Annotated in this window: 18 protein-coding genes and 1 tRNA gene; 6 read left to right on the top strand and 13 right to left on the bottom strand. The window is 45.4% G+C overall.

Going from position 1 to position 18,112, the window contains the following annotated elements:
* Positions 1 to 3: 3 nt before the first annotated feature.
* Together NWE95_10835 and NWE95_10830 are read right to left on the bottom strand one after the other, a co-directional pair.
* Positions 4 to 594 carry a DNA-directed RNA polymerase gene (locus tag NWE95_10835; protein ID MCW4004394.1) on the bottom strand — a complete coding sequence of 197 codons (591 nt, stop codon included), beginning with the start codon at positions 592 to 594 and terminating at the stop codon, positions 4 to 6.
* A complete protein-coding gene (locus tag NWE95_10830; protein ID MCW4004393.1) occupies positions 595 to 1,020 on the bottom strand; it encodes a DNA-binding protein in 426 nt (141 codons plus the stop codon). It abuts the gene before it with no gap.
* Positions 1,021 to 1,152: 132 nt separating this feature from the next.
* Between NWE95_10830 and NWE95_10825 the strand changes: the two genes are divergently transcribed.
* Positions 1,153 to 1,584: an NUDIX domain-containing protein gene (locus tag NWE95_10825; GenBank protein ID MCW4004392.1), complete on the top strand. Its 432-nt coding sequence runs from the start codon at positions 1,153 to 1,155 to the stop codon at positions 1,582 to 1,584.
* A gap of 2 nt (positions 1,585 to 1,586) precedes the next feature.
* Here NWE95_10825 and NWE95_10820 read toward each other — a convergent pair whose 3' ends face one another.
* The gene (locus tag NWE95_10820; GenBank protein MCW4004391.1) at positions 1,587 to 2,837 is read right to left on the bottom strand and encodes a translation initiation factor IF-2 subunit gamma; all 1,251 of its coding nucleotides are present in this window, start codon (positions 2,835 to 2,837) and stop codon (positions 1,587 to 1,589) included.
* A 102-nt stretch (positions 2,838 to 2,939) separates the two neighbouring features.
* Positions 2,940 to 3,317, bottom strand: a complete 378-nt coding sequence (locus tag NWE95_10815) for a 30S ribosomal protein S6e (GenBank protein ID MCW4004390.1) — start codon at positions 3,315 to 3,317, stop codon at positions 2,940 to 2,942.
* Positions 3,318 to 3,458: 141 nt separating this feature from the next.
* Here NWE95_10815 and NWE95_10810 point away from each other — a divergent pair, with 141 nt between their 5' ends.
* Positions 3,459 to 4,682, top strand: coding sequence for an MFS transporter (locus tag NWE95_10810; protein MCW4004389.1), 1,224 nt, complete (start codon positions 3,459 to 3,461; stop codon positions 4,680 to 4,682).
* A 41-nt stretch (positions 4,683 to 4,723) separates the two neighbouring features.
* Here NWE95_10810 and NWE95_10805 read toward each other — a convergent pair whose 3' ends face one another.
* Entirely contained in the window at positions 4,724 to 5,959 is a 1,236-nt protein-coding gene (locus NWE95_10805; GenBank protein ID MCW4004388.1) for a bifunctional 5,6,7,8-tetrahydromethanopterin hydro-lyase/3-hexulose-6-phosphate synthase, read from the bottom strand.
* A gap of 415 nt (positions 5,960 to 6,374) precedes the next feature.
* Here NWE95_10805 and NWE95_10800 point away from each other — a divergent pair, with 415 nt between their 5' ends.
* On the top strand, positions 6,375 to 6,566 hold the full coding sequence (locus NWE95_10800; protein ID MCW4004387.1) for a hypothetical protein: 192 nt from the start codon (positions 6,375 to 6,377) through the stop codon (positions 6,564 to 6,566).
* On the opposite strand, the gene NWE95_10795 is transcribed toward NWE95_10800, so the two are convergent.
* A complete protein-coding gene (locus NWE95_10795; protein ID MCW4004386.1) occupies positions 6,554 to 8,086 on the bottom strand; it encodes a carboxypeptidase M32 in 1,533 nt (510 codons plus the stop codon). The genes NWE95_10800 and NWE95_10795 overlap by 13 nt on opposite strands.
* A gap of 188 nt (positions 8,087 to 8,274) precedes the next feature.
* Between NWE95_10795 and NWE95_10790 the strand changes: the two genes are divergently transcribed.
* Positions 8,275 to 8,931, top strand: coding sequence for a DUF996 domain-containing protein (locus NWE95_10790; GenBank protein ID MCW4004385.1), 657 nt, complete (start codon positions 8,275 to 8,277; stop codon positions 8,929 to 8,931).
* A 105-nt stretch (positions 8,932 to 9,036) separates the two neighbouring features.
* On the top strand, positions 9,037 to 9,255 hold the full coding sequence (locus tag NWE95_10785) for a C2H2-type zinc finger protein (protein MCW4004384.1): 219 nt from the start codon (positions 9,037 to 9,039) through the stop codon (positions 9,253 to 9,255).
* Positions 9,256 to 9,284: 29 nt separating this feature from the next.
* On the opposite strand, the gene NWE95_10780 is transcribed toward NWE95_10785, so the two are convergent.
* The 5 genes from NWE95_10780 to NWE95_10760 all read right to left on the bottom strand — a co-directional run bounded on the left by NWE95_10780 (position 9,285) and on the right by NWE95_10760 (position 15,312).
* Positions 9,285 to 10,094, bottom strand: a complete 810-nt coding sequence (locus tag NWE95_10780; GenBank protein MCW4004383.1) for an SDR family oxidoreductase — start codon at positions 10,092 to 10,094, stop codon at positions 9,285 to 9,287.
* A gap of 95 nt (positions 10,095 to 10,189) precedes the next feature.
* Positions 10,190 to 10,264 (bottom strand) — tRNA-Glu (locus tag NWE95_10775).
* 71 nt (positions 10,265 to 10,335) lie between these two features.
* Complete coding sequence (locus tag NWE95_10770; protein MCW4004382.1) at positions 10,336 to 10,866, bottom strand: hypothetical protein; 531 nt, start codon at positions 10,864 to 10,866, stop codon at positions 10,336 to 10,338.
* A 69-nt stretch (positions 10,867 to 10,935) separates the two neighbouring features.
* Positions 10,936 to 12,252 (bottom strand): HD domain-containing protein, encoded by a 1,317-nt coding sequence (locus tag NWE95_10765; protein ID MCW4004381.1) that lies wholly within the window; start codon positions 12,250 to 12,252, stop codon positions 10,936 to 10,938.
* Positions 12,253 to 12,408: 156 nt separating this feature from the next.
* Positions 12,409 to 15,312 (bottom strand): PQQ-binding-like beta-propeller repeat protein, encoded by a 2,904-nt coding sequence (locus NWE95_10760; protein ID MCW4004380.1) that lies wholly within the window; start codon positions 15,310 to 15,312, stop codon positions 12,409 to 12,411.
* 367 nt (positions 15,313 to 15,679) lie between these two features.
* Here NWE95_10760 and tmk point away from each other — a divergent pair, with 367 nt between their 5' ends.
* On the top strand, positions 15,680 to 16,297 hold the full coding sequence (gene tmk / locus NWE95_10755) for a dTMP kinase (protein ID MCW4004379.1): 618 nt from the start codon (positions 15,680 to 15,682) through the stop codon (positions 16,295 to 16,297).
* Positions 16,298 to 16,397: 100 nt separating this feature from the next.
* On the opposite strand, the gene NWE95_10750 is transcribed toward tmk, so the two are convergent.
* Entirely contained in the window at positions 16,398 to 17,513 is a 1,116-nt protein-coding gene (locus tag NWE95_10750; protein MCW4004378.1) for a histidinol-phosphate aminotransferase family protein, read from the bottom strand.
* Positions 17,497 to 18,054 (bottom strand): hypothetical protein, encoded by a 558-nt coding sequence (locus NWE95_10745; GenBank protein ID MCW4004377.1) that lies wholly within the window; start codon positions 18,052 to 18,054, stop codon positions 17,497 to 17,499. The genes NWE95_10750 and NWE95_10745 overlap by 17 nt, the downstream gene beginning before the upstream one ends.
* Positions 18,055 to 18,112 lie beyond the last annotated feature (58 nt).

The following is an 18,112-nucleotide window of genomic DNA, read 5'->3' as shown; positions in this document are numbered from 1 at the left end:
CCTTTAGGCTGCTTTTTCTTTCGCCTCAGCAGGTTTCTTCTCGACTGCTTCCTTTTCTTGGTCAAGCTTTAACCATTCTAGCTTGCCGAGAAATGGCTGTCTAGCGGTGACGCCGATTTTTCCTGAACTACCCGCTCTGCCCAGAGAAACAGCGGTTATTCTGACACGAACTTGGTCGCCTGAAGTAAGTTTCCTCTTGCTTTCTTTCCCCAGCAGAACGCCTTGCTTTTCGTCATAGGAAATGTAATCATCCATAAGCTGGGAAACATGAAGTAGCGCATCAATTGGCCCGATTCGGACAAAAGCGCCGAAATCTGCAATTTCAACCACATCGCCTTCTACGACTTCTTGAATTATAGGGTAGAATGTCAAGAGAGAAAACGTTACTTTGTGGTAGGTGGCGCCGTCGCCGGGGATTATTTTGCCGATGGGACTTACTTCTATACCTGTAACGGCTATAACGTAACCTAATTCTTCATCCACAACGCCCTCATACTTATGTTTCACTTGGTCTCGCCCAACTTTCTCAAGTGGGTTGCCGAACGTTTCGGGCGGAATGCGAATAGTATCTTGAAGAGTAATTAGTTTGAACATCTACGATATCAACCCGTCAATGTCTAGACGCGATTTTTGCCTCACATAAATCACTGGCACACTTATATCTCTTAGCCTCTTCCTTAAGGCTCTATCGTTCGTAAACACTGGAGAATCCCAGCTTTTAGCAACTCTAACAATAACATCGTCAGTAGTTGCTTTTTCGCTGTCTTCAACCACAACATACTTGCATTTCTCCGCAAGCCGCAACGCAAAAAGTGCTTCCTTGCGAATCTTCGGTGAATCACCGCCTGCAAGCAACTCAAGCTCTTGTTTAATAGGCGAGAGCAAAACAAACTCAACATTCCTGTTAAGTAACCGTTTGAGCCCCTCAAAAATGTCGATCTTGAATTCTAACGGGACAAAAAACGCGTTAGAGTCCAAAATAACCTTTAGAATTCCTGCTCTTTTTGCTGAAGCCGTCACTTGTCTTGGCTCCTGAATGCTTAACGTTGTTTTGGGGGATTTTAAGGTTTTGCCGCAAGGTTGCTGGATTTTGGCATTACTTTAAATATCAAGAGTTCATGAATTGGAGCAATTAACGGTGAAAAAAATAAAATGCTACGCGAAAAATCCTCTGGTGCAATTATTTTTTTGAGACAAGGCGACACCACCAAATATCTTCTACTTAACTATGCGGCGGGTCATTGGGACTTCGTGAAAGGCAATGTTGAACCAAACGAAGCTGAAAAACAAACGGTTATTCGCGAACTACGAGAAGAAACAAGCATAACTGACGCGGAATTTGTCGAGGGGTTTAAGGAAACTATTTCTTATTTTTATAGACGACAGGGATTAACCGTGAATAAAGAAGTCGTTTTCTTCCTTATGGAGTCACACACTGACAAAGTTGAGATATCTTTTGAGCATGTAGGCTACATTTGGCTGGATTACAAGCAGGCTATGGCGAAATTAACCTTTAAAAACGCCCGAGATGTGCTTCAGAAAGCGCATGATTTCCTCAAAAAACAGGGTATGGTAAAAGATTAAGGCTACTTTACGATTAGTCCGTAGCCGATTAGTCTCCAGCGGGCAGTGATTTTGCGGCTTATCGCAACCCTCGAGTTTGGCAGTGCACAAATTGGGCGAGTCAACTTTACTTTTATGACGTTCTGTTTGATATGGACTACTTTGCCAACGTTCACAGCAGCACCAACATGAAGCAACAAGGTTTCGTCAGGGTTGATTTTCTCGACTTTCAAAAGCTCCTTTGTTCCCACTACTCGCTCCAAAACATGCGTTTCCAACGTAAGTTCAGTCAGTGTCGGAGGGAGCATGCCTGTTTTTCCAGCGATGCTTCCTGTTAATCCATCAGCCTTCGAATACGATGGGTCAAGCAAAGTACCAACGCCCACAAGCCCTCCGCAGGTGGCTTCCTTGACGCTTTTTTCACCCGCATGCAGGCTTACTATCTCGCTGATTAGTGGGTCATAAACGGTTTTGCCCTCTCGCTCCGCCATAATTCCTGGGCGGATTTCAATTTCTTCGCCAACCGCGAACTTGCCCTGCGCTATGGTTCCGCCTATGATGCCGCCTTCTAAATCCTCTATTGTTGTTCCAGGCTTGTTAACGTCAAAAGAACGTACGATGTACATCAATGGCGGTTGTGTGGGGTCTCGTTCAGGCGTGGGAATTATGGTTTGAATCGCGTCGAGGAGTACATCAATGTTTATTTGCCGTTGCGCTGAAATCGGGATAATCGGCGCGTTCTCAGCTACTGTGCCTTTAACAAACTTCTTAATCTCCTTGTAGCTCTCCAGCGCCCGTTTCTGGTCCACGATGTCAATCTTGTTTTGAACAATAATCATGTTTTTTATGCCGCTGACTTCAGCAGCAGCCAAGTGCTCTCGCGTCTGGGGCTGTGGACATGGTTCATCAGCCGCGATAACAAGAATTGCGCCGTCCATGATTGCTGCGCCTGAGAGCATTGTTGCCATCAAAGCTTCGTGACCAGGCGCATCGACAAAGCTTATGGCTCGGACGAATTCTGCTTTGGAGTTGCAGGCTTCGCAGTGGGGTTTAATGGTGTAGTTTTTTGGCGGCTCGCATTTTGGGCATTTGTAGATGGGCATGTCTGCGTATCCGAGTTTTATGGTGATGCCTCGTTTGAGTTCTTCACTGTGTCTGGAAGCCCAAGTGCCTGTTAATGCTTGGACAAGGGTGGTTTTTCCGTGGTCCACGTGACCTATGGTGCCGATGTTGACTTCAGGCTGCTTAGGCAAGGCTTTCTTGGCGCTACTCATGTTATTCTTCTTTCCAATAAATGTGATAAGTAAAGGATGAATTAATTATGGGAGTTTATAAGGTTTAAGCATGCACTATACTAAAGTACACGCTTTCGCTGGCTACTGTGCCTTTGCTTCTGGGGCTTTTGCTGGCCTTTCAACAATTTTCATGTTGATTTGAACGATTTCGTCAGTTATGACGCTTCCGCGAACTGTTTTGCGTTTCCTCTCGCCCTTTCTGTTGGGGTTAAAACCTGTTCCGCCGCTTAAGACGACTTGGCGTCTTACTCCGCCGTGTACATTGCCTCTCATGGGGACGCCGTCTCTGTCTGAGCCGCCCATAATTTGCACTTTGTGGGCTGGTAGGTCTACTATTGAGCCGTCTACTGTTTCACCGATTTTTCTTCCGATGAGCGGTGCTGCACGTGCATCTTCTATTTCGACGACTTTGGATTTTCCATCTTGCGGGTCGGAAACTATTATCTTAAACTTTGCCATTAGTGTATTCTCCAGCGCAGTAAGAAGTTGAGCAACTAACATTTAAGGATTTATGAAGAATTCGGCATTAAGCAACACTTAAGCAAAGTTTAGGCATCATAGCTAAAGGTTTTAATTTTACCTTTAAGTCGTCATTTGGCTATGTGGCGGCTAGGTTTCTTCTTTCACGAAATAGCATTCGGACTGTTAAGCGTCTTCATACCCCTATACCTGGTCGCCTTCAACGACACAAGCGTTCTTGGCGGACCACTAGTCGCGCTGGGCATTATGACTTCAGCAGCCATTTTCTGCTCCATCCCCGCCTCTTTCCTTTGGGGATACCTCTGCGACACCACACGTCACTACAAAGCCTTCATCTTACTATCGTTTCTTTCCTCAGCAGTCATACTCTTTCTTATGACTTTGCCGTTTGCACAAAACATCATCCTCTTCGTCGTCCTCTACGTGGTCATGCAAGTGCTCCACGTAGCGCATGAGGCACCAAAAAACGTTCTCATAGCCGAGCACTATAGCCGTGATGAATGGGAAAAATCCTACGGCATCTACGAAGGCTTCACTGAAATCGGCTTTGTCGTCGGGTTAGTCATCGGGTTATTCGCTTTCGCGTCCACGCTGAGCTTTGGCGTCTTGGCAAATTACACACTGTACCTGTGCAGCGCCTTAAGCTTGGTAGCTTTCATACTATCGGTAGCGCTGGTTGCTGACCCCTTGATTATTTTTGAACGCCGACTAGTCGGCATAGAACGAAAAATCGATTACACTTGGCGGGGTGTGCAAGCCTCAACCAAGCTTATGGATGGGTTACGGTGGGACGGTTCGTTCAAGAAGGATAACTTTTTGGGGTTTGCTTTCGCCATCGTGCTGTTTTCTCTTGCTACAAGCATATTCTTCACGCCTCTGCCTATTTTCCTAAACCAAGGCTTACAATTATCCCCAAGCATGGTCTACGTTGCCTACATGCTCAGCTCGATTGGAGCAACCACAGGATACTTCTTGATTAGCCGCCAAGCCAGAAACATGGAAATCAGACGCCAGATGCCGCGATTTGTACTTTTCCGCAGTCTCTTAATCTTCCTCTTGGTTGGCGCCATCCAATTTGCCTTCTCACCGACACTGGTAACGGGTGTTGTCTTGGTTTGCATGGGCTTCGCGTACGGCATGTACTATATCATGATGCTTTCTCTCTCAATGGAACTCATACCCGAGGGCAAAAGCGGCTTATTCGACGGACTCGTCGGCTTAGGCGCAGGAGTCGGTTCATTTCTTGGTCCATTTTTGGCTGATAACCTGAATTATTTGCCTACGTTTCTGATTGCGGCGTTAACGTTCCTTTTTGCTTTCCTAACACTAAAACGTTCAACATAAGAAAAAAGGAAAAGGTTGGAGCGGTTTTCCGCTCAGTTGGTTTATTCTGTGTGGACTCTAAACAGGTCGATGTCTTCGCGCATGCTCGGTGTTAGTTCAAGGTAGTCTCTTACTGCGCGCTCAATGTCTTTGGACTGTGTTACGTAGCGTCCTACGACCAGTATGTCTGCGCCAAGCTCTAGGGCTTCTTTGGCTGTTTCTGGTACAATGCCGCCTGCGACTGCGATTAGGAACTTTTTGTCACAGAACATGTCCCGAATCATCTTTATGCGTTCTAGTCCGCAGGTTCTGCCGCTTTCTTGGTCAATACCGCGGTGCAGGATGATTACGTCTGGGAAGTTTTTGAGCGCTTTAAGTTTTCCAAGTACGTCTTCAACGTTGAGCATGTCTATGATGGCGTATATTCCCAATCGTTTGGCTTCATGCACGAATGCGTCAAGGGTTTCAGGTGGGGCTAATCCAGCTGCGACAACAGCGTCTGCAGTGTCTTCGTAGGCGATGTCTGCCTCGACTTTGCCTACGTCTAAGGTTTTGAGGTCTGCTATGATGAATTTGTCTTTGGCTACTTGCCGTAGGTCACTGATTACTCTTGTGCCGTAACGTTTTATGAGTGGCGTTCCTACTTCAATGATGATTCTGTCGCTGCCCGGCAGTTGTTCAAGAACTTTCTTTGCGCTTTCAAGTGAGGGTGCATCCAGCGCAATTTGCAGGTATGGTGGTCTCCATAGGCGTGGAACTTTGAAGCCCATGATTGGGTGCTTTGCGCGGTCTTTGTCATAGATTATCTTGTCTAGTGATGGATACTTCTTTAACGCGCGTTGCAGCGCCATTTTTGTTGCGCCATAATTGTACTGATAGATTTTGCGGTAATCAGATGCTTGTGGGTGAATGAACACACTGCATATGATTACCCACTCGTCGAGCTTGTCTTGTGGGATGATGCCTTCTTCTGCTGAGTCAGCGATGGCTTTTGCAACTGCCGCTTGGGCTGGACCGAAAATCTTTCCAGTATCCTCCATATTCTTCACGGTGACTTTTGGAACTATGAGCGTGTGTGGCTTTGGCGGCAGGTTTGGTCGAATAACTGCCAGCAGTGGTGTGTGTCCTGCAGATAGGTTTGTCATGCCGTTAGCGAATGCTAATCCAACTGGACCGTTTTTGTCGCCTATCATGAGGTCAACGTGTGCAACTTCGTTTCCTTCACCAACCAGTGATTCGCCAATCAAGTATACGCTTCCCGTTTCTTCCCTAGTTTCATCTGCAACGACTGTCGGCATACGGTCAACAATCTCTTTGAAATCGACATTAAAGTCCTTTAACCATGTATAAAGTGTATCTCTATGAATGTTCATTTCCTTTGCAGTTCCGATAATTGTCGGTTTTGTCGGCTTTCCTTTAGAACCAACCTCTTTTTTTGCTGCTTCAAGGAGTATTTTTATAAATTCTTCTTTTGTTTCTGGCTTTTTTACTTCTGTTCCCGACATTTGTTTTTCTCCAGTCGTTTTTTTAGCGTAACTTGTATATAAGAATGTCGGATGCAATAGAAAATATCGTAATGGTGGAATGGAACTTTAGCGCTAAGTTGCTCTTTTCTGTTTTTTCTTTTGAGGCGCGGAGTTAAATGTCGGGTATCATCGGTAAATCTTTATATGTTAACGTTGTATTGAATGCCTAATTCGGCGAGGGAACTATATGTCTTGGATTGAGTGGACGCTGCTTGGCGTATTCATCATAGGGTTTGTGCTGTTTTTGGTTGGTGCCAACACGTATAACGCAATCATTGGTTATGCTGGTGTTTACCTTTTCATAGGTTCAATCGCAGTCTATCTTATACTGTACCTCTACAAGGAATTAATTAAGAAGCCGCCTGTTCAAAATCCGTAAAGTTCGCCGTATTTCTCGTTTAGGTATTGCAGGTACTGTTCTGAGTTCAACTTGCAGTCTGTCGCTATTTTGATTAGTTCTTCTGGGTCGTAGAGGTTTCCTTTGCTGTGGATGTTCTCTTTTAGCCAATCGTTTACGGGTTTTAGGTTTCCTTTTGCGAGCTCGCGGCGCCAATCGGGCGTTGCGCTTGTTATGGAGGCTACTATTTGACCGCTGTATATGTTGCCCAGCGCATAGCTCGGAAAATAGCCGTACAGTCCGCTTGCCCAATGTGTGTCTTGCATTACGCCTTCCGAGTCGTTCTCCACTTTTACGCCAAGGTATTCAGCATATTTCTGGTTCCAGACCTCTGGGAGCTCGTTGATTGTGATTTTGTCGGCGAAGAGGTCTCTTTCAATCTCGAAACGGATAATGATGTGGAGGCTGTAGGTTACTTCGTCGGCTTCGATACGAATCTTTGACCTTTCAACCCTGTTTATGGCGCGTATGAAAGTGTCTAGTTCAAGGTTTGAGAGGCTTGGTGCTACCAGTTTTACTTGGGGCAGGAAACTTGTCCAGAACTCGTCGGAGCGCCCAATTATGTTCTCGTAAAATCTTGATTGTGATTCGTGTATACCAAAGGAGCATGTAGCGCCGACTGGTTGGTATTTCCATTCTGGTTTGAGGTTTCGTTCATAGATTGCGTGGCCTGTTTCGTGGAGTACGGAGAAGATTGAGCTGGCGTAGTTGTGGGGGTAGTAATGGGTGGTTATGCGGACATCATTGTAGCATCCTGTGGTGAAGGGATGTTCTGTTTCATCCACTCTTCCACAGGCTTGCGGTGAAGCTGTATCATAGCCGAGCGTTTGAGTGATGAGTTGCGCAATTATTCGTTGGTTCTCTACTGGCACACGCTGGTTGAGAACATTAGCGGATGGTTTGTTTTGGCAGTTTTCAATCTTTGCTATGAGGGGCTTTAAGCCATCCAAAAGTTTGGTAAAGGTTTCTGTGATGGTTTGGGCTGACATTTTTGGCTCAAAATTATCAATCAACGCTTCATAGGGTGTCTTGGTTTCTTTAACTTTCATGAGGATTCCTGCCGCTTGCTTACTTAAGCCTAAAAGTTTTTCCAAATCAGCCTTGAATAAGCCAAAGTCTTTTTGTGCTTTAGCCTTCTTCCAAGTGTTAACTGTTACTGCTTCTTGCATGGCAAGGTCTGAAACGAGTTTTTCTGGCAGAGCAGTTTGTTCTCGGTAGCTTTTTCGGATGAGGTAAATGTTTCGTTTTTCCACTTGCCCAAGTGCTTGATAGTCTGGGCTTGTTTGGATTGTGTTTACGAGTTTTTCTATCTGTGGGTCGGTGGCAAGCTTGTGCCCTATGCGGCTGAGTAATGCGAGTTGTTGACTTCGCTGCTCCACAGCGTTTGGCGGCATGTAGGTTTCCATGTCCCAGTGAATAATGCTTTGAACTGTCGAGAGCACGAATAGGTCTTTAGCTTTTGATAAGAGTTCTCTGTAAGCTGATTGAATGTTGCTTGTCACTGCGGTTCCCTTTAGGGTTCAATGTTGAGCGTGTTTATTTACTGTTAGGTTAAAGGCACTGCTCTGATGCTTTGCAATAGACCCCTCCCTTTATTTAAAGGGGGCAGCCCTTAGTCAGTCAACCGATAATTTGCTTGCAAAAGCTTTTATTTACGAAGCAACTGCACTTTTGTTGAGGATATTCTAAAATGAGCACTTTAGAGTCAAACAAGACAATGGCTATGATAGGTTCAATACTACTGATACTGGGGATAGTTCCTTGGGCAGGGAGTGTCTTAAGCATAATTGGCGTCATCCTATTGCTCATGGCGATCAAAGGATTCTCCAACAACTACCAAGACCCGGCAATGTATAGCAACGCACTCACAGGCTTCATCTATTATATAATTGCAGCCATCGCATTCGCAGTCTCCTTCGGCATATTAGCAGTTGGCATTGTGTCGATATTCTTAATAGGCTTGGGATTACTCGGATTCTTTGCAGGTCTAGTGGTTGCTTTCATATTCTACATCATGGCTGCTAAACGGCTAAGAATGACGCTGAATACGCTGGCACAGAAAACAGGCGAACATTCCTTTGAAACTGCAGGTACGCTACTATGGTGGGGTGCCATATTAACCATAATCTTCATCGGTGGAATCTTGATATTCATCGCTTGGATATTCGTCGCCATAGGCTTCTTCTCGATGAAAACCTCTGGGCAACAATCCTACACTTATGCACCGCCACCGCCTCCACCGCCAACAGAAGGTACACAAGCGCAGCGTTACTGCCCTAACTGCGGTGCCCCCGCACAACCAAACATAGCCTTCTGCCCTAACTGTGGAAAACAGCTACCAGCCTAAACCACCATTCATTTTTCCTTTTTCTCATTTTTTTGTTACAACCAAGGCACAATCACATATGTTTAAGAGAAGCGCAAACACGCTTTATTCTGAAGTGCCATTTTTATGGAGCCAAAACCGTTTCACAGCAACAAAGCAAAAGCACGCTCGATTCTGCCTAAAATGCCGCCGTCCTCCTCTCAAGAGCCCCTGCGAGGGGTAGAAGCAGGCAAAATCGTTTGCCCAATATGCGGCAAAACATTCAAAACCCACTCGCAATTCGATAGGCATTATGAGAGCATGCATGGAACACCTGAAAAAACACACACTAAACCCCATGTTTGACTGGTGATTTAGTGTGCGTCTTGGTTTGTTTAGGCGGAAAGGAATCCGCCGTCAACGGCAACCAGCGCCCCATGTACGTAACTTGACAAGTCGCATGCAAGCACAAGCGCCATCCGTGCGATTTCGTCTGGTTCCCCCAGTCTTCCCATTGGCAACCTTTGCCGATACTCTAAACCCGTTTGGATAATGCCAACATTAAATTTGAGAGCTTCTTTAACTAAACTCTTAGTTCCAGGAGTGAAGACCCCTCCCGGCACCAACGCGTTTATCCTAAAACCATGCCTGCCGTACTCTGCAGCTAAAGACCGCGTAAGCATTATGACGCCGACTTTGCTCAAACCGTAAGGCACAAGGTCCTCTTTTAATGGCAACACTGCCTCAACTGAAGCAATATTAATAATATTGCCTCCCTTCTTTTTTCGCGCTTTAATCATGCCTTGGCACATCCATAACGCCGAGTTCAGGTTGATGTCCATTACTTTCTGGAGAAACTCTTCATCTAACTCAAGAAAATCTTTCATGGGATAGCTACCAGCGTTATTAACGAGTACGTCTGGTTCTTTTCCTTCCAGTTTAGTCCACAACTGCTCTATCTCTGCCTTATTAGAAAGATCAACCTTGTGAGCGTTCACTTTCACATTAAACTTTGAAAGCTCCTCACAGGAACCCTTGAGCTTTTCCTCGTTAATATCAACAAGCTCCAAATCTGCCCCTGCTTCCGCAAACCTGTATGCTATCGCCTTACCGATGCCTGAAGCGGCACCAGTAATCAAAGCAGATTTCCCTGACAGCGAAATCAATTTAGCCAGTGGCTTCAACTCTTTGGATTGACTTAACATAACATAAACCTCCGCTTACTCACCTCTCCTATTAACCCTTGTTTGAATAAAAAAAGCTTGTCATGCCCTGAATTTTTCAAAAGATTTAGTTTTAGTGCTCCGGCCGGGATTTGGACCCGGGTCACCGACTCGAAAGGCCGGTATACTTGGCCGGACTATACTACCGGAGCGGCTATTGTCCGAAAGCACATGCAGAATACAATTTCCTTCGAATAAACCTTACCCTTCAGAAATCATGCTTTTAGGTTTTTGCACGTTTGCGGGGTTTGGGTTGTTTTGGCTTAAACAAGAAAGCGGTTATTTGGTCGATGAGTTTGCTCTGGGTTTTGACGGTTTTTTCGAGTTCTAGGACTCGTTTTTCTATGTCGTTTGAGATGATTTTTCCTTCTATGCGGTTGGCGGAGCGGAACATGAGGAGCATTTTGAAGACTTCAGAGATTGCTTTTTCTTGCTCACTGGCGGAGGAGGGTTTTATTCCAGCTATTATGGATAATTGGTCAACGTAGTGTTCTTTTATTTTTAGTTCTGCGTCAACGGATGGGTCAGTTGGGAACGCTATGCTCAACGGGGTTTTCTTGGCTAGTTCAGCAGCGGTTGGAAAACGGATAATTATGTCCCCTCTTATCCATGAAGCCACAAACTCGGTGACGTATCTTTTGATTTCTTGTGGTGGAAACAGAATTGATGGCTCGGCTTTTGGTTCGTTTTTTCCTTTAATTCTGACGCTTATAACTTTCTTTTCTTCAGTGTTATTCTGGTTTGGTTTTGACACAGCCACTCCCTTCCCAACTTCTCAAATATCTCTTTTAAGCAAGGACTAGTATTTAAGAAACAACATTCCTCAAAATGAGATTTTTGCAGCTGACGGAATCTTGCCTAAGATTTTTGCTGTTGCTTTTTCAACTTTGGTGCGGTTAGCCTCGTCAGTGTAAACTCTGAGAATGTTCATGAAGCCTTTGAGGGTTTCGAAGATTTTTGAGATTTCGCTGAGGCGCTGGGGCGTTTTTGCTCCCGTTGGGGTTCGGGTGAAGACTGGAATCTCCATCGACTCCATAAGAACAGCGTGGTGGTAAGGCACGGAGGGCACGGTTGGCACATCAATGATTACATCTTCAGGTTGTATCCCAGCGTCTTTGGCGATTTCCACTTGCATCTGTCGCCTGTAAGATTCGCGCCCGAAAATGTTTGATATCATCGTGTCTTTCTGGTAGAACGTTCTTTCATAAGCGCATTTGAGCATGCGACGGCGCTCTAAGTTTTCAATTATGCCCTTTGAGGCTTTACATTTTTTAAGCGCGGACCAAACAGTGTAATCGTCAAGTGCTAAGTAGTCTTCAGGAGACTTGAACGCTGTTAAGCCTAATTCGCTGTTGGCTTTTTCCATGGCGGTTGCCAGCATAAGTTGCGCTGCCCTGCCGACGCGGTGGAAATAGATGCTTTTGAACGATTCGATTCGCGCAATCATAAAGGCTTCTAAAGCTGAGAGCGCACCGAGTTCCACTGCCAAGTTTTCGCCTAACACGTCAAGCGCATGGATTAGTCTAAACACGTCAATAAAGCCGTATTCAGCGCCCGTGTGGTAGGTGTCTCGGACGATGAAGTCTTGCTTGTCAACGTCAACGGCGCTGCTGATGATTTGGTCTAAGAAGGCTCTGTCTTTTTTGTGAAGGTTCCCAACCGCGAGTTTGGCGACTTCCGCTGGCTTATAACCCATCTTGGAGAGTTTGTCGCCGACTTCGCTCTTCTCAACAATCCACGATGTAATGTCCTCATGCGTCTTCTCCAATTCACTAATTAGTAAGTGCTCAAAAACATGCGAGAAAGGACCATGACCAACATCGTGGAGCAGGGCTGAAATTCTGCAAACATCCACTTCCTCGTCACTTACTATTTTGGAGATGTTTGGGTTCTCCAGCACTTTACCTGCGAGGTACATGACGCCAACGCAGTGTTCAAAACGCGTGTGGTTGGCACCTGGATAAACGTATTCTGACCCTGCAAGCTGGCGTAGCCGTCTTAGTCGTTGCACTGGATAAGAGTCAATGATGTTTTTTTCTGCTTCCGTAATGTACACGTAGCCGTGGACAGGGTCTTTTATTTCTCCCCAGTAAGCTTTAGGCACAAGCAAGCCCTCACAGTTGTAAGCTAATGTATTCAACTTTTTTAACGTTGTTTAGACAAGACCGTTTTATCACGTATTACACATTTATACTTTAGGCAAGTCGAATGCCATCACGGAGAATTGCAAAACTCATTTTTTAAGTTTGACTAAAAAAGGGGGAATTGAATTATGTGGGTCAAATTCTGTTTCACTCTATGGCTTTTTTCTCAGTAGCAGTAAAGTGGCTATGGCTATCGCGATGATTATTGCGATTGTGCTTATGGCGAAGTACATTTCAGTTGGTGGCAAATTAACTACAGGGTAAGGTGATGCTGTGGCCCCTTGTTCCATCACAGTGAAACCTTCTTCCGCATATGATGGCCAGTAACCATTTGTGCCTTGGAATGAAGCAATGACAATGTAGTCGCCTGGGATATCAGGTGTCCATGTAAATCTATATGTACCACTTGAATCGGTGGTTGCTGTGCCAATATTGCGATAGTTGCCGTTAGAGTCCAACACGTCAATCACCACGTCAACCCCTGTGAAGTTGGTTGGAAGAGGCTTTTGCTGATAGACATAACCCATCCAATCCGTCATGCTCTTATCGGAAGCGCATGGAACTCCGTTGGGGAAGCGCGCGGCTTGCGTGTCTTGTTTCGTGCCAGGTGAAGTATCAATGACTGTGCCTTTAAGTACTATTGATGTTCCAAAGGATACGCCGATATTTGGTGCTGTAACTGTGGTAGCGCTTGGTCCTCTGCCTATGCTGTAGACATTATTGTCTAGACCGTTCATGCAGGCTATGTAGCCATCTGCTGTAGCCCATGCACTTCCAGGAGTTGACCATTCGCTGCAATATCCTGAGAGTTTCCATATTTCTTCGCCTGTGCTTGCGTTGATGGCTGTGTAGACGCATCCTTTGTAGAATGGATTGGGCATTGTATGCTCATCTGTGGCAAGATATATTACGTCATTAGCAATCGATTGAATCATGGTTGGCCAGTTACCGTAAAAGACAGTCAAGCCAGCAAATGTGCTGTTTCCTTCGCCGCCGTTACCATAGGTCCACAATATTTTTCCTGTCGTATCATCATAGCAGTAGCAGATTCCTCCGAAAGAGCTGCAGTACAGTTTACCGTAAGCAACTGTGCCTGGTAATGTTGTTGTTCCTGGGTAACCATAGTAGTCCCATGTGGTTTGGGGTGCGGTTGGGCCCCATAGTTTTTGGCCGTTGGTTAAGCTGTATCCTTCCCATTGCATGGTTTCTTGCAGGTTGAATATGAAAACGCCTGTTTCAAAGTCGGTTGGTCCTTGTACAAGAGTGATGTTGCCTGCTGGCGGGTCATATGTTTTCATCCATCTTATTGATCCAATTGCGCCTTTAGATGCATTGAGGTTGACTACGAAAAACGTGTAAGGAAGTTGCGGATAACCTGATCGGGTAGCTCCGAAACCAGTGGGTAGGGAACCGTTTCTGCAAAGTAACATGTCGCCGTATTTAGCTGCAACTATTGTAACCGGGTTTGTTCCTGCTGGTGCGGGTGTAGTTTGTCCTGTTGTGGTGCTGTAGACGGGTTGCACAGGCATCGTGTTGAGCCAAGGCAAGGAAATATTCCAGTCATAAGTAGCGATTCCTATACCAGCTACGCCCCCGACAGTGGTTGAGTTGATGGGAATGTTTGCATTAACGGTCAAAGTAGAACCATAGGGTACTGTGACCGTAGTTCCACCTGTTGTGGTTCGAATGGTTCCAGTGGTGCCTGCGAGAGGGATGGGAACTGTAGAGACGAGTACTCCGTTACTTGCATTTATGATTGATGGCGACAGGCTTCCACCGCCCGTGTATGGGTTAATATCGTATTGCCATAGTCTTGATGAGTTCCACTGAGCCAAGTACCATTGTGGATTGGTCGCTGTCCCAGCGTTAGAAATGACATATCTTAAGTGTTCACCATTGGGGCCTAGTACTGCAGTACCTGTAGGAACACCTGTTACGTTGAACAGTTGGTTGCCTGTATATGCATCGAAACATCTGGCAAAGTTGGCGGTGAATAGATATGGTGGGAAGACTCCGTGTTGGTCAGGGTCCCAAAGGTTGTATATGTAGCCGAATGATAGCGGTGGGACATCAGTTCTGGACCAAAGAACTTTCCCTGATCGCATGTCAATGCATGTCGTTGGGCCACTAGTTGGACCTGAGAAAGCGACGGGTTCCGTATAGATTAGGTATCCGTTGATGATTAGTGGGTTCGGGAATCGTGGCTGGTATGATGTGCCTTCGAAATATTGAACCCCTAAAGCGTCTCCTTCAGGGTATGAACCGCCTGCATAGAACTGGTTTCCTCCGACAACACCTCCAAACTGGAGAGCCCTTGTCCACATCACATGTGAAGTCAAGGGTCCTATAGCATCTTTGTGGAATAGTCGAGCAAATGTGGTGCCTGGGTCGTAACCTCCTGGAACTGGTGCTGTGTAGCCTAGCCAGTTTGAGGAGATTTTCCACCAGTCAGTGTTTTCACCGTAGATTGGGCGAGTCCAGTACTCTTTAGGAAGCGGATAGCTAGTTATGGGAGCTGGAAGCGGTTCTTCCTGTACTGTTAGTGTTGTTGATGCTGAGCTGGGCAGGTAGGTGTCATTAACTAGTATTGATTTTTCATAGTATTGACCTGCATATTGCGCGTAGGCTTGTCCTGGGAACGTAAAGTTGAAAGTGTAGGTGCCAACCTTGTCAGGAATGAATTTAGTGAATTGTGATGATGTTGTGTCCCATATTATATCAAAAGTTTGTGTTGTCTTTGTTCCGTTAGGGTCGGTGATTGTAAGCTGGTAGTTGTGGAATCTGTAGTTGTTTGATAGTAGTGCTGCGCTTGCTGTGGAACCATTCGTGCCAGTGGTAGCAGTAGTTCCTCCAGCGGCTCCGAAAACTTCGGCAAGCCACATGTAAACATGCGCCTCCTGACCGACACCTATTGGGTTTGGTGCTACAACGATGAAGGCGTGCGTTGGAATTTGCCATGCTGGTGAATGCGCGTTAGCAGTTGATAATAGCATTATTGACGCTGTTAATAATATCATGATTGCAATAGCCAAAATTTTGTTTTTAGAACTTCGCATTTTTATTCTCCTCGATGTTTTATTCAGAAGGGATTTGGAAAGCAATCCCTTGCTAAAAGTACAATGAACGTTCAGCTTAATATGGCTTAAGTAAAATTTTTCGTTTCAAAAATAGAAAAAAAACTACAAGAAGTAGCGAAATGCACTTTTTTAACAATATTTTTTTAAAAATTCGCTTGAATTTTTACAATTTGTTTTATTTCTTGTCGTCTTTTACAACTCCATGTTCAAATTCTCGTTGCTGTAAGTCAGCGATTAACTGTGGCTTAATTTAGAACGGGATTTTCAGTTCAAAAAGACTTTTTCACACACTTTATTTATGTATCTCCCTTATAATGTGTAACGCTAAGCAGCCGAGTTGAAAAAGATGAATAATAAAGGCGTCTTCATCGTTATCGAGGGGTTAGACGGAAGCGGAAAAACCACCCAAGCCATACTACTCACACAGAGACTGTTAAAAACTCACAAGGCAATTCTGACCGCAGAGCCCAGCCGCGGCAAAACAGGCACTTTCATCCGAGAATGCTGTTTGTATGGCGAGAAACGGTTGCCAGTTGAGGCTGAGGCACTCCTGTTTTCGGCAGACCGCGTAGAGCATGTGCAAAACGAGATATTACCTGCCCTCGAGGAGGGCAAGATTGTGGTTTGTGACCGTTACCTCTACTCGACCTTAGCTTACCAAGGCAGTGCTGGCTTAAGCTTAGATTGGATTAAAACCATTAACGCTCGTGCTCTGCAACCTGACTTTGCACTTTTTATCGACGTGCCCCCTGAACGGGTGCTTGAACGCCTAAAGCGCAAGAAGTCTGTGATGGAGACGTTGGAGACCCAGCGTAAGGTGCGTGAGATTTACCTTAAATTCGTCGAGAAAGGCGAGTTGATAAGAATCGATGGTGACAAACCACGGGAAGTCGTGGCGGATTCTTTGTTTAACACGGTTTTAGATTTGTTAAAAACTGTCAAGAACGCGAACTCTGCATTTTGACCACATACTACATTTATTGACCTGAAAAAGCGCCAATAACACATACCCCCTATAGGTTTCTGCATAGAACCACTATTAGGATACAAATATGTTGTGCAATTTAGTTTTTGCTTAGTATGTGCTTGATTGTTTCTACCAGTTTCTGGTTGTCTTTTGCTGAGCGAACGGTGACTCTGAAGTAACTGTCGTCCATGCCCATGAAGGTGCAGCAGTCACGGATGAGGATGTACTCTTTAGCCAGCAGTTCCTTTAGCATGGTAGATGTGATTTTTCGGTTCAGGATTTTTACAAGCAAAAAGTTAGTCACGGACGGATACACACGTAAACCCACGACTTCGCTGAGGGCTTGGGCGAGGGCTTCTCGATTTTTGGCGATGGTTTGCTTGGTGTTCTCTATGAACTCCGTGTCGTTGAAGGCTGCCAGAGTTACCGCGCCAGCTAAAGCGTTAATACTCCATGGCAACCGCATGTTTTCCAACTTGTCAATGAGGTTCTGTGCGCCGATGCCGTAGCCGAAGCGGATTCCCGGCATGCCATAAAACTTGGTGACTGAACGAATGACGAAAAGGTTCTCATACTTCTTAACCATGCCTGCAAGCGTTGTCGCTTCGCCTTTCTCGGCGAATTCAATGTAGTTCTCGTCTATGCTGAAGATGACGTCTTTCTTTTGACAGAACTCAACAAGGTCTAATAGTTCATCTTTGCCATAGAGTGTTCCAGAGGGGCTATGCGGGTTGCATATGCACAGTATCCGCGTCTCATCAGTCACAGCTTCTTTGATTTTGTCAATTTCCAACGAAAAATTCTCTGGCAGTTGAATGAACACTGGCTCGCCGCCGACGCGAAGCGCCGCTTTCTCGTACTCAGAAAACGAAGGCACAGGAATCAGCGCCTTAAAGCCTCGCGGCAGAATCTCTGTTATTGTGTAGATTAGCTCAATTGACCCGTTACCTAAGAGAATGTTTTTTTCTTCAACACTGTGCCCAACGTACTTGGCAATTTGCTCTTTAAACTCCACGGGGTTTGGGTCAGGATAATAACGGATTAATTTAGCGTTGTCTTTTGCAGCTTGCAACGCTTTGGGGGAAGGGCCTAGAAAGTTTATGGGTCCACTAAACTCGAGCACTTCTTCTAGGGGTATGTTGTATTTTCGGCTGAAACCCCAGATGTCTCCGCCATGGCTGACGAAACGGCGTTTTTTACATGTGCTCGACAACTTTTTGTTCCTCCATTAACCTGCTGATTTCTTTCTCTACTATTGAGTGTGCTTTAAAGTGAGCGTTATACAAGTTGACAACCTTGTATAGCCAATAGATGACTCCCACGCCCAGCGTAACTAACGTGACCAAGGCATATTTTGTTATCGGTATGGTCTGCGGCATAAACATGCGCTCGGGAAAAGCAGCCGCAAGGAAGGCGTCCTGATTCTGTTCATGCTCTACCAAATCCTTGGACAATAAGTAAACTATGACAAAAACGGGCACGACAAAGATGATGCTTGCAGCCCACGCCTTCGCATTCATCACTTTCACAGGGGTATTGCTTTTTTTTGGCGGCTCTTTCCCTTGACTTTTCAAATAATCCGCTATTTGCTTTTCTATTTCCGCCTCTTTCTGGAAGTGTTTGTTTCTGCCCTCAACTAAGCGATAAAACATCGGAAAAAAAGCAGCGCCAAAAGTAACAATTGCCCCAAGAAACCACATGGAAAACCACAATTTTCTGTCAGCATAGGCTTGATTGTTAAGGGTGCTTTGCATTTCTAACCTCTTTCTGCCGTTCAATTGGTTACAAAGTTGGAGTAGCCAAACTTTATAA

The organism is Candidatus Bathyarchaeota archaeon (assembly GCA_026014725.1).
Classification (GTDB): domain Archaea; phylum Thermoproteota; class Bathyarchaeia; order Bathyarchaeales; family Bathycorpusculaceae; genus Bathycorpusculum.
Note: the sequence above shows the minus strand (reverse complement) of the source record. Positions and strands in the feature narration are given on the sequence as shown.

Excerpts from the sequence above, each read along its gene's own strand:
- NWE95_10800 (MCW4004387.1), top strand. The coding sequence starts at position 6,375 with ATGTCTTGGATTGAGTGGACGCTGCTTGGCGTATTCATCATAGGGTTT.
- NWE95_10835 (MCW4004394.1), bottom strand. The coding sequence starts at position 594 with ATGTTCAAACTAATTACTCTTCAAGATACTATTCGCATTCCGCCCGAA.
- NWE95_10825 (MCW4004392.1), top strand. The coding sequence starts at position 1,153 with ATGCTACGCGAAAAATCCTCTGGTGCAATTATTTTTTTGAGACAAGGC.
- NWE95_10745 (MCW4004377.1), bottom strand. The coding sequence starts at position 18,054 with ATGCAAAGCACCCTTAACAATCAAGCCTATGCTGACAGAAAATTGTGG.
- tmk (MCW4004379.1), top strand. The coding sequence starts at position 15,680 with ATGAATAATAAAGGCGTCTTCATCGTTATCGAGGGGTTAGACGGAAGC.
- NWE95_10820 (MCW4004391.1), bottom strand. The coding sequence starts at position 2,837 with ATGAGTAGCGCCAAGAAAGCCTTGCCTAAGCAGCCTGAAGTCAACATC.
- NWE95_10760 (MCW4004380.1), bottom strand. The coding sequence starts at position 15,312 with ATGCGAAGTTCTAAAAACAAAATTTTGGCTATTGCAATCATGATATTA.
- NWE95_10785 (MCW4004384.1), top strand. The coding sequence starts at position 9,037 with ATGGAGCCAAAACCGTTTCACAGCAACAAAGCAAAAGCACGCTCGATT.
- NWE95_10815 (MCW4004390.1), bottom strand. The coding sequence starts at position 3,317 with ATGGCAAAGTTTAAGATAATAGTTTCCGACCCGCAAGATGGAAAATCC.
- NWE95_10810 (MCW4004389.1), top strand. The coding sequence starts at position 3,459 with ATGTGGCGGCTAGGTTTCTTCTTTCACGAAATAGCATTCGGACTGTTA.
- NWE95_10805 (MCW4004388.1), bottom strand. The coding sequence starts at position 5,959 with ATGCCGACAGTCGTTGCAGATGAAACTAGGGAAGAAACGGGAAGCGTA.
- NWE95_10790 (MCW4004385.1), top strand. The coding sequence starts at position 8,275 with ATGAGCACTTTAGAGTCAAACAAGACAATGGCTATGATAGGTTCAATA.
- NWE95_10780 (MCW4004383.1), bottom strand. The coding sequence starts at position 10,094 with ATGTTAAGTCAATCCAAAGAGTTGAAGCCACTGGCTAAATTGATTTCG.